Raw genomic sequence first — 13570 nt, forward strand, 5'->3', positions numbered from 1 at the left:
CCAGTCATTTCAAGAGTTAAATTTTACAATTTCATGAACAAGGAGTATAATAGTTCTAATACCGTGAAAGGGGATGCTGTCATGTCATTTTCCCGTGGACCAAAACAATCGGCTCCGGAAGTGGAAACGAATGTATGGTCATGTACCAATGAAGACTGTGCGGGATGGATGAGGGAATCGTTCAGTTTTAATGAAGAACCTGAATGTCCGCTTTGTCAATCTTCCATGCAAAAGGAAGTACGAGTTCTGCCTGAATTGGAACATTAAAGGACTAATCTGTAAAGTTTCTGTAAATAAATCGTTCGATAAGGGGATGTCGATTGCAGGCATCTTTTTATAACGTCAAATGATAATTGACATATAGGAAAAGCTTGGCTTTCACTATCATGGACTTGGTGAAGGCCAAGTTTTCCAAGATTGGACATAGCTTTTACCGGCGTTTCTTAATTAAAACAGCCACCTCTTTTTGAAGGGGTGGTCTTTTTATCCACAAATCAAATACTTGTCATAATTCAAAAATCAATTGTATAATTTGAAGTAGAGGCATCATCTAGAAATCCATCGAATTTTGTAAACGATTACAATGATATGGGGAGGAATTAGAGAATGAAGTATGCAAATCCAAATACGGAAGGTGCCTTTGTCAATTTTCAGGAGCAATATGACAATTATATTGGCGGGGAATACCGTCCGCCTGCAAACGGGAAGTATTTCGATAATGTAAGTCCTGTGACGGGAAAAGTGTTTTGCGAGATGGCCAGATCGACGAAGGAAGATGTAGAAGCGGCGGTTGAGGCAGCACATGCCGCGAAAGATGCGTGGGGAAAAACATCTGTAGCAGAACGGGCAAACATTTTGAATAAAATAGCCGACAGAATTGAAGAAAATCTGGAAACGCTCGCGGTTGCAGAAACATGGGACAATGGAAAGGCGGTCAGGGAACCCCTCGCTGCCGACATGCCGCTGGCGGTTGACCATTTTCGCTATTTTGCCGGGGCCATCCGGGCACAGGAAGGTGGTATCAGTCAAATAGACAACGATACGGTAGCCTATCACTTTCATGAGCCGCTCGGTGTCGTCGGACAAATCATCCCATGGAATTTCCCAATTTTGATGGCAACGTGGAAGCTTGCGCCGGCACTAGCTGCTGGAAATTGTGTTGTCTTGAAACCGGCGGAGCAGACACCGGTATCGATTCATGTTTTGCTCGATTTAATTAGGGATCTGTTGCCGGCAGGTGTTGTCAACGTTGTTAATGGATTTGGGGTGGAAGCAGGAAAGCCGCTTGCATCCAACAGCCGGGTTTCCAAAATAGCGTTTACCGGTGAAACAACGACTGGCAGGTTGATCATGCAATATGCTTCGGAAAACATCATTCCCGTAACGCTCGAGCTCGGCGGCAAATCACCGAATATTTTCTTCCCTGATGTAATGGATAAAGACGACGGATTTCTGGATAAAGCCATTGAAGGACTCGTCATGTTTGCCTTGAATCAGGGGGAAGTATGCACATGCCCGTCAAGAGCATTGGTTCATGAATCGATTTATGATACGTTTATGGAACGTGCGATCAAGCGGGTCAATGAAATTAAGATCGGACACCCGCTTGATACAGATACGATGATGGGAGCACAAGCGTCTCAAGAGCAAATGGAGAAAATTAAATCGTATTTGGATATCGGCAAGCAGGAAGATGCAGAAGTTCTCGTCGGCGGGGGAGTCAATAAGCTGGACGGTGATATGGAAGAAGGGTACTATATTGAACCGACGATTTTTAAAGGAAACAACAAAATGCGCATCTTCCAGGAAGAGATTTTCGGGCCGGTGCTTGCTGTCACAACGTTTAAAGACGATGATGAAGCAATGGAAGTCGCTAATGATACGCTGTACGGTCTTGGTGCCGGGGTCTGGACACGGAATATCAATACCGCATATCGCTTTGGCCGCGGCATCGAAGCAGGACGTGTCTGGACAAATTGCTATCATCAGTATCCGGCACATGCTGCGTTTGGCGGCTACAAGAAATCGGGTATCGGCCGCGAGAATCATTTAATGATGCTTGGTCACTACCAGCAGACGAAGAATCTTTTAATCAGTTACAGTGAAGGTCCGGCCGGATTATTTTAAAGGACAGAAAAAGCAAACAGACGAGAAGAATGCAGAGAAATCGACAGAAGAGAGCGTTAATCTGTAGATGAGAGGGAAAAATCAACAGAAGCGTGCGTTGGTCTGCAGATGAGCAAAAGTCTTAGCAGCATCCCAAATCACAGTGCTAATGAAAGGGTGTGAGGAATGGTTGAACGTGTAACGGCGACTGATGAAGCGCTGAAGCTGATTGATACCCTGGCCGAAATACATGGACCGCTCATGTTTCATCAGTCAGGCGGTTGTTGTGATGGAAGCTCGCCAATGTGCTATCCCCGTGGTGAGTTCCGGGTCGGTGAGTCAGATGTGCTACTCGGAGAAATCGGAGAAACACCTTTCTATATATCAAAAGATCAATATGAATATTGGAAGCACACGCAGCTGATTATCGATGCCGTAGACGGCCGGGGCGGAATGTTCTCATTGGAAGGCCCCGCGGGAAAGCGATTCCTGACGAGATCCAGGGTGTTCAATGAAGACGAACGGAAAGCTTTAAATTAGGAAACAATCCATGCAGGTTAGATTCCTGCATGGATTTTTTTGTGTGTGGAACAAGGACTTGACCCATCTATGTCGGCTTGAGAGTAGTCAGCGCAATCATTTGCCTCCGTTCATGTGAAAGCAAACTTCCGCCGGAGAACCCAGTTTCCAGTCCAACAATACAACCTTCAATCCGAAACCCTACCATCACTCCGAGACATGTCCTCCTAGAGATGAGATGCGTGTCATCCTCGGGACTGATATAAAAAACATCAATTGGCCGATGTGCAATTCAAAATAAACAGTATAATGAATGTATCACATGTTGAAAGGGGATTGGGAATTATGGAATTAATCATCACTGTAAAAGGCATACACAAAGTATACAAAAAACGAAAATCCAAGCAGAAGTTCATCGCTGTGAGTGATGTTTCATTTGATGTCGGGAAAGGCGAAATTGTCGGATTACTTGGTCCGAATGGTGCCGGAAAAACAACAACGATCAAAACCATTTGCGGACTGCTCGTTCCGGATCAAGGTTCAGTTACCATAAATGGATTTGACAGTGTCAAAGACCGTAACAAAGCACTCCGCCATATCAGTGCAGTTCTGGAAGGGAACCGCAACTTGTATTGGCGGCTGACTGTTTTGGAAAACCTTGAATATTTTGCCGGAAACCGCGGTGATTCCAAAAAAGAAATTCAAGTACGCGTAAATGAATTACTCACACTGTTCCAGCTACAGGACAAAAAATACGAACTGGTTAACAATCTTTCCCGAAGGTCATAGGCGGATAAGCTTTGAGTTGATAGCTGTTTTCCCTCGCTTTTGTTGGTGTGATCCCATGCAAGCTTTGAAAAGCCCTGGTAAAAGCATTCGGAGAATTATAGCCATATTTTATCGCAGCATCAATAACTTTCATTTGGCTAGTTTCAATTCAAAAGCTGCTAAAGTAAGGCGTCTGCGGACGATAGGGTTACACCAGCCATAAAGAAAACATTCTTTTAAAGTGATATTCTGAGTTATAAGTTAGCATTGTTGCTTCTTTAACGTCAATTTTCTCCGTCAGACTTTCTTCAATATAATTCATGGCGCGATTCATTCTTTTAAGAAAATCCATCTATATGACCTCCTATTCACCATTAGCGTAGCAGGAGCTGCATGTTTCCAACCGACATTTTGTGCACACTTATGCAGGGTTTTTCATTCAGTAATAGGTTCATGATGCTGCAAATTTTTTAATTTGTTATCAATTATTGTAATGTTGAATCACAATATATGACAGGGATTCGATTGTTTGTGTTTGTAGCAGGATGTGAAGGCAGGGATGTTTTCATGTATCTGTTTATATTACAATCGTATTAGAAATCGGTTTGGGGGCATTACTTTAAAAAATAATTTTCATGCTCCTCTTTCTGGTATAAATTCCATTGAAGTTGTAGAAGCAGTCTAATTTTCTGGGAGGTATTTGCTGATATGATGAAGAAAATTGCGCTGATTCAGATGGATGTAGCGTATGGTGATCCGAAAGTTAATTTTGCCCGCGTTTCCAAGTGGGTGATGGACGCTGCCAGCACGGGTGCGGACATTATTGTACTGCCGGAATTATGGGATACGGGTTATGATTTAAAAAGGTTTGACATGTTGGCAGACCGAGAGGCAAAAGCAACGACTGAGTTTTTAAGTGATTTGGCAGAAGAGTTGAATGTTGTCATTGTTGGTGGATCTGTTGCCGAACAGGCAGATGACGGGATGAAAAATACAATGCTTGTGGTCGACGCGAATGGCGAGCTTGTCCACAAATACAGTAAGCTGCATTTGTTCCAGTTGATGGATGAACACTTACATCTGGTCGAGGGGAAGGATGAGGCTGATTTTGAATTAGACGGTGTTCCATCGGCCGGCTTCATCTGCTATGACATCCGATTCCCGGAATGGATACGCAAATCAGCCGTGAATGGTGCGAAAGTCATGTATGTCGTAGCGGAATGGCCAGAACCACGTATCGATCATTGGCGCACACTGCTGCAGGCTCGAGCGATAGAAAATCAATGTTTTGTTGTCGCTTGCAATCGCGTTGGGGCTGATCCAAACAATGAATTTGGTGGCATGTCACTTGTCGTTGATCCATGGGGCGAAATAGTTACTGAAGGCGGCAGCGATGAGAAAATGGTCCTGACTGAAATTGATTTGGATAAGGTGGATGACGTACGGCAGCAGATACCGATATTTCGGGATAGGCGGGAGGAAAGGTACTAGGTTTTAGAGATTTGTTTGGGGTGTGCATTTTTTTGTATAACTCGTTTGTTAGGATGAAATTAGTCATATCTTATTGTTATTTTTTACAAGTAATTAAGTAAAAAGTAACAAATATGATAGAAATTGTCGTATAATTAAAAATATAGAAAGGTGGTGATGAATTAATGAGAGTAAAATTAGTCTTTGATATGGAATCTATTCCGATTGGTTACAGGCTTGGTACGTTATCCATTATCAAAGAAATGATAAAAAGAGGTTCCCAGACATACTATGATAAGCTCTTTGTTCAAAACAAGCGAAACATGAAGCCTTTTACGTATTCGACTTATATAACAAACCTCGAAATCAACCAGGAAACTATTTACGGAAAAAAATTGCATTTGAATTTATCAAGTTCAAGTTACGAATTTATCATGCATCTCGTAAATGGTTCAAAAAAAGAACATCCGTACTACATCAGAGAATCAAGGCTTGTTTTAAAATCGAAAAGCTTATTGCCAAAAAACTCTATCACAAAAGGAAATGTTGTTTTTAAGACATTATCCCCAATATTGATAGATTCAAAGAACGAAAAACCTTTATTAGCCACAGATCATAATTTTGGTGAAGAACTTCAATATGTTGCTAATCTTATTATCCAAGAGATTTATAACAGAGAACCAAAGCAACCTATTAAGGTTCTGCAAACAATGATGACAAAACAAGTCTTGAAAGAAGATCTTCATCAGAAGCAGAAAGAACCATTATATTTAACAGCAAACAAAGGCTTAATACAACTTCAAGGGGATCCAGATGATCTTCAATGTTTATATGATAACGGTGTGAGCATGCGTAGATCACTCGGATTAGGGTTACTAGAAATTGAGAAGGAGGTGAAATAAATGAATGAAGTCGATGTTTCCATGAACGAATGGTCTTTAACCCAAGGAATGGTTGGTTACAAGAGAATAATGGAATCTTATGGTGTAAATGTTCCAATAACAGATGATGGAATAAATATTAAAAAAGAACAGCTAAAGATATTGCCTGATGCCTTTTTTTATTATTTTTTGGAAAAATATAGTGTTGCCAAAAGACATGAGAAAGTTCTCAGAAGCTGGCACAACCACTGGAAGAATGGAGGGAAAAAGTATAAATCAGAATTAAACAAACGATTAAAAGAAATCGATACAAAGATTGGTAAGTATTTCAAGGAACACAAATCCGGCCGGAGTGTGATCGATAATGTGAAGCGTTATCGATCAGAAAAAGCGTATAAAGAGGAAATGGATGAATGGCTGAACGACATTATTGAGGGAATCCATACAAAAGAAATAGATGAAAAGCTAACCTGTAATTGGTTTAAGGCGGTATATTTTCAACCTTATTTTGGCCAGCCGAGCTTTCTGAATGTAACCAAAAACTCTCTTACTGTTCATGAACAAAAAGAGCTGTTTTCAAATGACTATGTTAAACCGGTATTGGATGAGTGGGATTTCCTGAGCCTATTAGAACAAGGGGAACATGACAAATGCCTCGAACTATTAACAGAGACTAACAACAAACACCCGCTTTCATCATTGAAACAAACATTTAAGAAGAAAAGCACACAAGAGATAGAACAATACATAGACGAGGAAATTCTTAAATGTAGCTTGACAGATTTTCCATTGGGACTATTTTCATTTGAAGAAAGTGTCTTCTCACCTTTGGCATTGAGTCTTGGAAATTCCTTGAATATCACTTGGAACAGCGAGGGCGAAAATTTTTTTCCTATTAGTGCTTTAGCAAAGTTATTACTGTTCTGTGCACCGGCTGGGGCAACTGTTTCAAATGGCAAATCCGTGTTTGTTCAGTTTGATGGCTCTTTTGATCAAGTTTATCATGCCAACGAGCATTATTATACAGAGTCTGATAGAGAAATGTCATTTGATGAAGTCGTTTTTGACCTTGTGAGCGAGCAAAAGTTAAGAACAGATATGCTGAAAAAAAATTATCTTATTTTGGAGTACGAATCAGATTATCAGGCTAAAAAAACGTTGTTGGATTATATGATTCTAACCCCCAATTTAATACATCTATTTGAAAAGCACAGTAAGTTGTTTGGTAATCTTTTTTACAAAAACCGGATTACGTTTATAAAATACCTGCTTAAGAATATAGACACGAAAGGATTTATTTTTGAGACACTCCGGGATAAAATCAAAAGCAATTATCCACCTTTAGAAGTGATGTTCATGACAATATTGAGGCACTATAATCAATTTTATTTAAGGGAGGGCGTGAATTATATGGATCCTGAAAAACAACAAAAGTATATTTGGGTCTTGTACAAGAGTGCAGAGAATGTTCGAAACAAAATTGGGCTAAAGAAGGCGCAAGGAATTGCTTACCGTTTATTGAATTCTGTTCAGGCAGGAAATAGGAATACCTTTATGGATACGGTTATGAGAGTGTATATTTCCAGCGACTTGGAGATGCCATCGCTACTTTTGGAAGCTTTGCATGAAAATAATATGGATTTTGAAACAGTTGCAAACGCATGGATTACCGGATTAATTTCTAAACCTAAAGAGGAAGGGGAAGTTAAAAATGCCTAATAATAAAGCGATTACATTTACAGTTGTATTTCGGGCGAATTCATTAAACTATGGCGAGGGAACTGCAAATATTTCCGAGTTGAAAAAGTTCCATCGTGGTGATGGCGGGGTTTATTCATTTGCATCCAGGCAAAGTTTGCGTTATGACATGGTGCGTCTGGGCAATCAGTTTTTCGACTGGAATTTAGATGTGGTGGACAAAGAGCAGCGTGTCATTCAATTTAAGGAAAAGTGTACGATAGATGATTCGGTTGAAATGGATCTATTTGGCTATATGAAGACTAAAGCCAAAACAGGTGCTGCTAAACGGTCAGCTGTTGTTCGGTTAAGCCATGCTATTTCGTTAGAGCCATATAAGAGTGACCTTGAATTTTTGAATAATATGGGACTTGCTTCAAGAATAAACGAAGACTCAAATCTGGCAACGATTGAACAGCATATCAGCTATTATGCTTATACGGTAACTATTGACTTGTCACGTGTAGGTATTGATGAGGAGGTTGAGTTAAGTACAGAAGAAAAAATCAGCCGGGTAAAGCAATTCTTGGGGGTTACCAAATTTTTAAACCGTGAAATTAGGGGCAGACAGGAAAACCTTTCCCCGTTGTTTGTGATTGGTGGTGCATACCCTATTCCAAATCCATTTTTTCAAGGACGTGTATCGCTTGAGGATAAAGATCAATTAAACATTTCATCACTAGAAGATACTGTTAAATCAAATGTTTTCGGTTCATCAATAAAAGACGGAACCAATATTGGATATGTTCGGGGTATCTTCAAGAATGCAAATGAATTCTCCAATATCGCTAACACAGGAACTGTTGATGAGTTTTATGAGAATTTGGAAAAACAGGTTGACCAATATTACGGTGTTTCAGTATGAGGGTATTGAGAATCAAAGCATTTCAGGAGACAGTGTGTTATAAAAAACCGTTTGCCAACAAGGTTACAGAAACATACCCACTTCCACCCTATTCGACAGTTAAAGGGATGATCCATACTGTTTTGAATGCGGACAAGCTAATTCCATTTTCTTTATCTGTACAGGGTAATTACGAAAGTCAGTTGGTTGACTATCGGAAAACGTATTTTGTAAAGAAGCATGAATTCGCCATGCCTATTGTATTAGATGGAATTGCAAGTCAGGCACCTGATTATTCAAGTGATGTAATGACCTCCATGCCATTGTACACCCATATGCTTTATAATGTTGAGCTAGTACTTCATATAAATGCTGAAAAAAAGGTGCTCAATAATATATATAAAGCTTTCCAGGAAATAAATTCGTTTGTATCACTTGGCAGGCATGAAGATCTTATGCGAATTGATGAGATTGATTTTGTAACACTAAAAGAGACAGACGAATGTAAGACAAAGCATTCCATTTTTGTACCAAAGGAGCAATTTGCTGAGGATGGTTTGGGGGTGCCTTACTTACTAAACTGGACGTATACGATAAAAAAAGGTATCAGAGAGTGGAATAAGATACCTTCCATCTATTTAGTCGGGAATGAAGAAATTAATGAAGATTATTTCAATAGCCCGATATTAATTGACGATGACGACTATCCGGTTTTCTGGAATCAGTAGACAACAGCCAATGGGACTCATCCCCATTGGCTTTTTTAAAAAATGAGGTGATCTAAATGTTCATTGCCAAAACAAGACCTGAAATGGAAACATTAAAAGAACATACAGACGAGTTGCTGAAAAGGTTTGCTGTATTGAAAAACGCTTATTTTGACAAAATACCTGAATATAAAATATGGGATCTATTGTATAAAGCCGCACAATATCATGATTTGGGAAAAGTAAATAATGATTTTCAGGCCAAGATGCATCGGGCGCTAAAAACAAACAAAGCTGTTAGTTTATCCAATTTTGGTCACATACCGCATAATTACTTATCGCCATTTTTTTTACCAGTTTCAAACTGGAACCTTAGTAAAAACGAGAGAAGGGTGCTTGTTCAGGCAATTGCCTATCACCATGAACGCAATACGCAGCCAGATGTAGCGTTTTTAAGTAAAGTATATCAGGAAGAACTGATACACCATTTCAATAAGGTAGCTGAAGAAATGGAGCTTACCGTACCGGACAAAAATCAAAAGAAGTTTAAAATTACAAATCCTATAAAGCCTGAGGATCGAATAATAGAAATAAAAGACGACAAGAATACTTATTATCTATACATCCTAATAAAAGGATTACTTCATCGTTTAGACCACGCTGCGTCTGCTCATGTTCCTATAGAGGTTGATACCGATACCAATATTGCTGAATTAACACACAATTATATGCAAGAAAATTTTGGACAGAATTCACTTCGACCACTCCAGGAATTCACATACAAAAACCAAGATAAGAATCTCATCATCGTTGCTCAGACAGGAATAGGAAAAACGGAGGCTTCCTTACTTTGGGCTGGAAAAGATAAAACGTTTTTCACGCTTCCAATCCGTGTTTCTTTAAATGCGCTTTATGACCGTGTCCATAGTGATCTGAATTATAAAAATGTTGGATTGCTACATGGTACAAGTGCTTCACATTTAGATGAAAATGGTGATGAAGACTGGGAAATCATTTTTGATCAGTCCAAAAACTTCTCGAATAAACTATTGTTCACAACGATTGATCAAGTATTGAAATTTCCATTTAAGTTTAAAGGCTATGAAAAGTTTTTTGCTACTATGGCTTATTCTAAAGTTATTATTGATGAAATTCAGGCATATAACCCATGGATAGTGGCAGTACTTCTCAAGGCGATTGAGATGATTCATAAAATTGGCGGAAAATTCATGATTATGACGGCTACAATGCCACAAATTTATTTGGATGAATTGGCTGAAAGAGGCATCTTAGATAATAATACAATAGAAAATGAATTTGTGGATGAATCTTTTATTAGACATAGAATCAGTCTGCAAAATATGCCGATTAGCGATGCCACAAATCGCATCATAGAAATGGCAGCAAATCAAAAGGTACTGGTTATTGTTAATACCGTCGACAGAGCAATAGAACTTTTTAGCCAATTAGAGCGTGAAAATGTTTATTTATTGCATTCTCGCTTTATTCAGCGTGATCGTGCATTGTTGGAAAATGAGATAAGACGATTCGCCGATGAAGAAGAAAACGGTATTTGGATTACAACACAACTGGTAGAAGCGTCCATAGATATTGATTTTGATGTCTTATTTACTGAGCTTTCTACAATTGACAGCCTATTGCAGCGATTTGGCCGTTGTTACCGAAAACGGGAACTGGAACACCAAAATCCGAATGTATATATTTACACAGAAGACGTATCTGGTAGAAAGTATGTTTATGATGAGGATATTTTAGATTTAACTGAAAGATATTTACAATCATTCGATAATAGACAGTTAAACGAAAAGGACAAAGTTGAATTAGTTAAAAAAATATATTCTAAAGAGGAGTTGAAAGGTTCAAAGTTCTATCAAGATTTTATCCATGCAGTCCATAAATTAAATCACTTGGAAGATTATCAATATACTAATGAGGAGGCTCAAAAAATCTTGCGTGGTATCCAGTCGGTTAATGTTATTCCAAGAAATATATATGATGAAATAATAGGTTTGCTTGAAACATTAGAAATTGAAAAAGATTCGCAGGAACGCACAAAATTACGCAGGAAGATAGAAGGTTTTATGGTTTCAGTACCAAAGCATAAATACAAAAGTGAAAGAACACCGATTGATTTTTATCAGACAGGAAAAGACGGAAGAAAATACAATATATTGCCTTATATCGAAATTTTAGACGTTGAATATGACTTTGATCCTGATACATTGAGCGGGGTAGGTTTGAACGGAAAAATCGAATCGAAAAACACGATCATATTTGATTGATAGGAGTTGATGACATGATCAGTGGCGTTCATATCCATTATTATTTTGTATGTCATCGGAAGTTGTGGTTATTCTCTAAGAACATTCAACTTGAAGAAGGTCATGAACGAGTACAAACAGGGAAAATTTTACATGAACGAGCCTACAAAAATTCTGATAAGAAAGAACTTACAGTGGACAATTTTAAAATAGATGCTATTGATGGGGAATATGTCAGAGAGATCAAAGTTTCAAGCAAGATGACTAAAGCAAACAAGTGGCAGTTATTGTTTTATTTGTATGAACTCAAAAAACGGGGGCTTAACAAAAAAGGTTTGATCAGTTATACCAAGGAAAAACGAACGGAAGATGTGGTCCTGACAAAAGAAGATGAAAAAGTGTTAGAAGACATAATAGAAGATATTTACGAGATTACTGAACAATCTTATCCGCCAGAAGTTATTAATTCACCGATTTGTACAAAGTGTGCCTATTACGATTTTTGTTATGCGGAAGAAGGTGAGGAGTAAGTGAATAAAGATTACTACATCTTCAAAAGCGGCAGGATGCGTCGAAAGAATAATACTTTTTATTTTATCGATGAAGAAAATAATAAAAGATCATTGCCGGTACATCAGATGGAAAACATATATGTGTTTGGCAGTGTAGATTTCAATACCGAGTTTTTAAATTTGCTGACAAAGCATGAGGTCAGGCTTCACTTCTATAATTATTATGGTTTTTATAATGGTACGTATTATCCTCGGTCAAAGAAGGTGTCCGGTTTTACTGTCGTTAATCAGAGCAGCCATTATTTAGCTAAGGATAGAAGGGGATACTTAGCAAAGCAGTTCGTTTATAGCAGTGCTTTTCACATGATGCGTAATCTAAGAAATTACAAAAAGTATGAGGAAGTAAAATCGGTGATTGAGAGTATGCAATTGAACCTGGATTCGTTAGAAAATGTTAACCGTGTGCCTGAAATCATGGGAGTAGAAGGAACGCTCAGACAACTATATTATTCGTCATTTAACTATTTTTTACCAGATGAATTTGCTTTTGATGAACGGACAAAACGACCACCCAAGGATCCCTTGAATGCCTTGATATCATTTGGGAATAGTATGTGCTATACAGCCGTTTTAACTGAGATCTATAAAACTCATTTAGATCCAACTGTCAGCTTCCTGCATGAACCTTCTACTAAAAGATTTTCATTAAGTTTGGATATCGCAGAGATTTTCAAGCCTTTATTAGTAGATTCGGTTATATTTGCGTTGTTAAATCGTAAACAAATTAAAATATCAGATTTTGAATTTCTGGAGGAAATGGTTATTTTGAATGATTCAGGAAAAAAGAAATTTATTAAAGAGTGGAACGAGAAACTTGGGACGACGATAAGACATCGTAGGTTAAAAAGAAACGTCTCCTATAAATATTTCATCAGACTTGAGTGTTATAAGTTGATTAAGCATTTTATCGGCGACAAAAAATACAAACCATTAAAAGCGTGGTGGTAGATGTGTTTGTTATAATCACATATGATGTTGGTGTTAAGCGGGTAGGGAAAGTGTGCAAAAAATTGAAGGAATACCTCACATGGTCACAAAATTCTGTGTTTGAAGGTCAAATTACGAAGACATTATTACTGCAATGTCTGGATGAAATTGAATCGATTATAAATCCTGAGGTCGACTCAATTTATGTATATGAGGTAAAAAATCCTAATTATATCAATAAGACAGCATACGGTGTAGAAAAATCCTTTGATGATTTGTTTTTATAGGGTATTTGCAGTAGACCTGGAATGGATAGAAATAGTTTCAAAACATTGGTATAATACAGTTAGTGGATCCATTTTCTTTACATCTATTATTTTAAGACTGATGGTTTACTGCAAAAGTCAGTTTGAGCAGCTTCCATGAATATTGATTTCATGGGGTTTTTCATCTAATTTTTGCGGGGGTTATATCTGAACATAGTGGGATATAAACATGCGTATCTAATAGCGTCTATAGCGTCATCTTTCGTTATATCTGAACATAGTGGGATATAAACAAGAGCGTGAAGCATCAAGGACATTTTCAGTCAAATCGTTATATCTGAACATAGTGGGATATAAACTCTGTTACCTTGTTTATTGTATCTTCCACAAAACCATGTTATATCTGAACATAGTGGGATATAAACGAAAATGAAGCAGATTTGCAAGAGGTTAATAACCTAGTTATATCTGAACATAGTGGGATATAAACT

Annotated in this window: 14 protein-coding genes, 1 pseudogene and 1 CRISPR repeat array; of the genes and pseudogenes, 13 read left to right on the plus strand and 2 right to left on the minus strand. The window is 38.2% G+C overall.

Going from position 1 to position 13570, the window contains the following annotated elements; genetic code table 11:
- Window positions 1-81: 81 nt before the first annotated feature.
- From BM195_RS04450 to BM195_RS04460, 3 genes are all read left to right on the plus strand, one after another.
- On the plus strand, window positions 82-267 hold the full coding sequence (locus BM195_RS04450; protein ID WP_090234234.1) for a cold-shock protein: 186 nt from the start codon (window positions 82-84) through the stop codon (window positions 265-267).
- A gap of 339 nt (window positions 268-606) precedes the next feature.
- Window positions 607-2127, plus strand: coding sequence for an acetaldehyde dehydrogenase ExaC (gene exaC, locus BM195_RS04455; RefSeq protein WP_090234237.1), 1521 nt, complete (start codon window positions 607-609; stop codon window positions 2125-2127).
- A 165-nt stretch (window positions 2128-2292) separates the two neighbouring features.
- Window positions 2293-2646 (plus strand): DUF779 domain-containing protein, encoded by a 354-nt coding sequence (locus BM195_RS04460; RefSeq protein WP_090234239.1) that lies wholly within the window; start codon window positions 2293-2295, stop codon window positions 2644-2646.
- Between the two features lie 67 nt (window positions 2647-2713).
- Here BM195_RS04460 and BM195_RS18790 read toward each other — a convergent pair whose 3' ends face one another.
- On the minus strand, window positions 2714-2836 hold the full coding sequence (locus tag BM195_RS18790; RefSeq protein ID WP_280141235.1) for a hypothetical protein: 123 nt from the start codon (window positions 2834-2836) through the stop codon (window positions 2714-2716).
- 134 nt (window positions 2837-2970) lie between these two features.
- Between BM195_RS18790 and BM195_RS04465 the strand changes: the two genes are divergently transcribed.
- Window positions 2971-3414 carry an ATP-binding cassette domain-containing protein gene (locus BM195_RS04465; RefSeq protein WP_090234242.1) on the plus strand — a complete coding sequence of 148 codons (444 nt, stop codon included), beginning with the start codon at window positions 2971-2973 and terminating at the stop codon, window positions 3412-3414.
- On the opposite strand, the pseudogene BM195_RS04470 reads toward BM195_RS04465, so the two are convergent.
- A pseudogene (locus BM195_RS04470) lies at window positions 3404-3745 on the minus strand (helix-turn-helix transcriptional regulator); the annotation flags it as partial. The gene BM195_RS04465 and the pseudogene BM195_RS04470 sit on opposite strands and share 11 nt — an antisense overlap.
- Window positions 3746-4101: 356 nt before the next feature.
- Here BM195_RS04470 and BM195_RS04475 point away from each other — a divergent pair.
- The 9 genes from BM195_RS04475 to cas2 all read left to right on the plus strand — a co-directional run bounded on the left by BM195_RS04475 (window position 4102) and on the right by cas2 (window position 13100).
- The gene (locus tag BM195_RS04475; protein WP_090234244.1) at window positions 4102-4884 is read left to right on the plus strand and encodes a carbon-nitrogen family hydrolase; all 783 of its coding nucleotides are present in this window, start codon (window positions 4102-4104) and stop codon (window positions 4882-4884) included.
- 164 nt (window positions 4885-5048) lie between these two features.
- On the plus strand, window positions 5049-5765 hold the full coding sequence (gene cas6 / locus BM195_RS04480; protein WP_090234247.1) for a CRISPR-associated endoribonuclease Cas6: 717 nt from the start codon (window positions 5049-5051) through the stop codon (window positions 5763-5765).
- A complete protein-coding gene (locus BM195_RS04485) occupies window positions 5766-7463 on the plus strand; it encodes a hypothetical protein (RefSeq protein ID WP_090234251.1) in 1698 nt (565 codons plus the stop codon).
- Window positions 7456-8346 carry a type I-B CRISPR-associated protein Cas7/Cst2/DevR gene (cas7i, locus tag BM195_RS04490; protein WP_090234254.1) on the plus strand — a complete coding sequence of 297 codons (891 nt, stop codon included), beginning with the start codon at window positions 7456-7458 and terminating at the stop codon, window positions 8344-8346. Before BM195_RS04485 ends, cas7i begins: the two co-directional genes overlap by 8 nt.
- Entirely contained in the window at window positions 8343-9053 is a 711-nt protein-coding gene (gene cas5b, locus BM195_RS04495) for a type I-B CRISPR-associated protein Cas5b (protein WP_090234256.1), read from the plus strand. The genes cas7i and cas5b overlap by 4 nt, the downstream gene beginning before the upstream one ends.
- Before the next feature lie 56 nt (window positions 9054-9109).
- A complete protein-coding gene (locus BM195_RS04500; protein ID WP_090234258.1) occupies window positions 9110-11335 on the plus strand; it encodes a CRISPR-associated helicase/endonuclease Cas3 in 2226 nt (741 codons plus the stop codon).
- A 14-nt stretch (window positions 11336-11349) separates the two neighbouring features.
- The gene (gene cas4, locus BM195_RS04505) at window positions 11350-11844 is read left to right on the plus strand and encodes a CRISPR-associated protein Cas4 (RefSeq protein WP_090234260.1); all 495 of its coding nucleotides are present in this window, start codon (window positions 11350-11352) and stop codon (window positions 11842-11844) included.
- Entirely contained in the window at window positions 11845-12834 is a 990-nt protein-coding gene (gene cas1b / locus BM195_RS04510) for a type I-B CRISPR-associated endonuclease Cas1b (RefSeq protein ID WP_090234263.1), read from the plus strand.
- Between the two features lie 2 nt (window positions 12835-12836).
- Window positions 12837-13100, plus strand: coding sequence for a CRISPR-associated endonuclease Cas2 (gene cas2 / locus BM195_RS04515; RefSeq protein ID WP_090234266.1), 264 nt, complete (start codon window positions 12837-12839; stop codon window positions 13098-13100).
- 179 nt (window positions 13101-13279) lie between these two features.
- Window positions 13280-13569: direct repeats of the CRISPR family, unit length 29 nt; unit sequence GTTATATCTGAACATAGTGGGATATAAAC.
- Window position 13570: the final 1 nt, after the last annotated feature.

The organism is Lentibacillus halodurans (assembly GCF_900112045.1).
In the GTDB taxonomy this organism is placed as follows: Bacteria; Bacillota; Bacilli; order Bacillales; family Amphibacillaceae; genus Lentibacillus; species Lentibacillus halodurans.

Coding starts and splice junctions, on each gene's coding strand:
- BM195_RS04450 (WP_090234234.1), top strand. CDS start 82: ATGTCATTTTCCCGTGGACCAAAACAATCGGCTCCGGAAGTGGAAACG.
- BM195_RS04475 (WP_090234244.1), top strand. CDS start 4,102: ATGATGAAGAAAATTGCGCTGATTCAGATGGATGTAGCGTATGGTGAT.
- cas4 (WP_090234260.1), top strand. CDS start 11,350: ATGATCAGTGGCGTTCATATCCATTATTATTTTGTATGTCATCGGAAG.
- exaC (WP_090234237.1), top strand. CDS start 607: ATGAAGTATGCAAATCCAAATACGGAAGGTGCCTTTGTCAATTTTCAG.
- cas6 (WP_090234247.1), top strand. CDS start 5,049: ATGAGAGTAAAATTAGTCTTTGATATGGAATCTATTCCGATTGGTTAC.
- BM195_RS04485 (WP_090234251.1), top strand. CDS start 5,766: ATGAATGAAGTCGATGTTTCCATGAACGAATGGTCTTTAACCCAAGGA.
- BM195_RS04500 (WP_090234258.1), top strand. CDS start 9,110: ATGTTCATTGCCAAAACAAGACCTGAAATGGAAACATTAAAAGAACAT.
- cas7i (WP_090234254.1), top strand. CDS start 7,456: ATGCCTAATAATAAAGCGATTACATTTACAGTTGTATTTCGGGCGAAT.
- BM195_RS04465 (WP_090234242.1), top strand. CDS start 2,971: ATGGAATTAATCATCACTGTAAAAGGCATACACAAAGTATACAAAAAA.
- BM195_RS04460 (WP_090234239.1), top strand. CDS start 2,293: ATGGTTGAACGTGTAACGGCGACTGATGAAGCGCTGAAGCTGATTGAT.
- cas5b (WP_090234256.1), top strand. CDS start 8,343: ATGAGGGTATTGAGAATCAAAGCATTTCAGGAGACAGTGTGTTATAAA.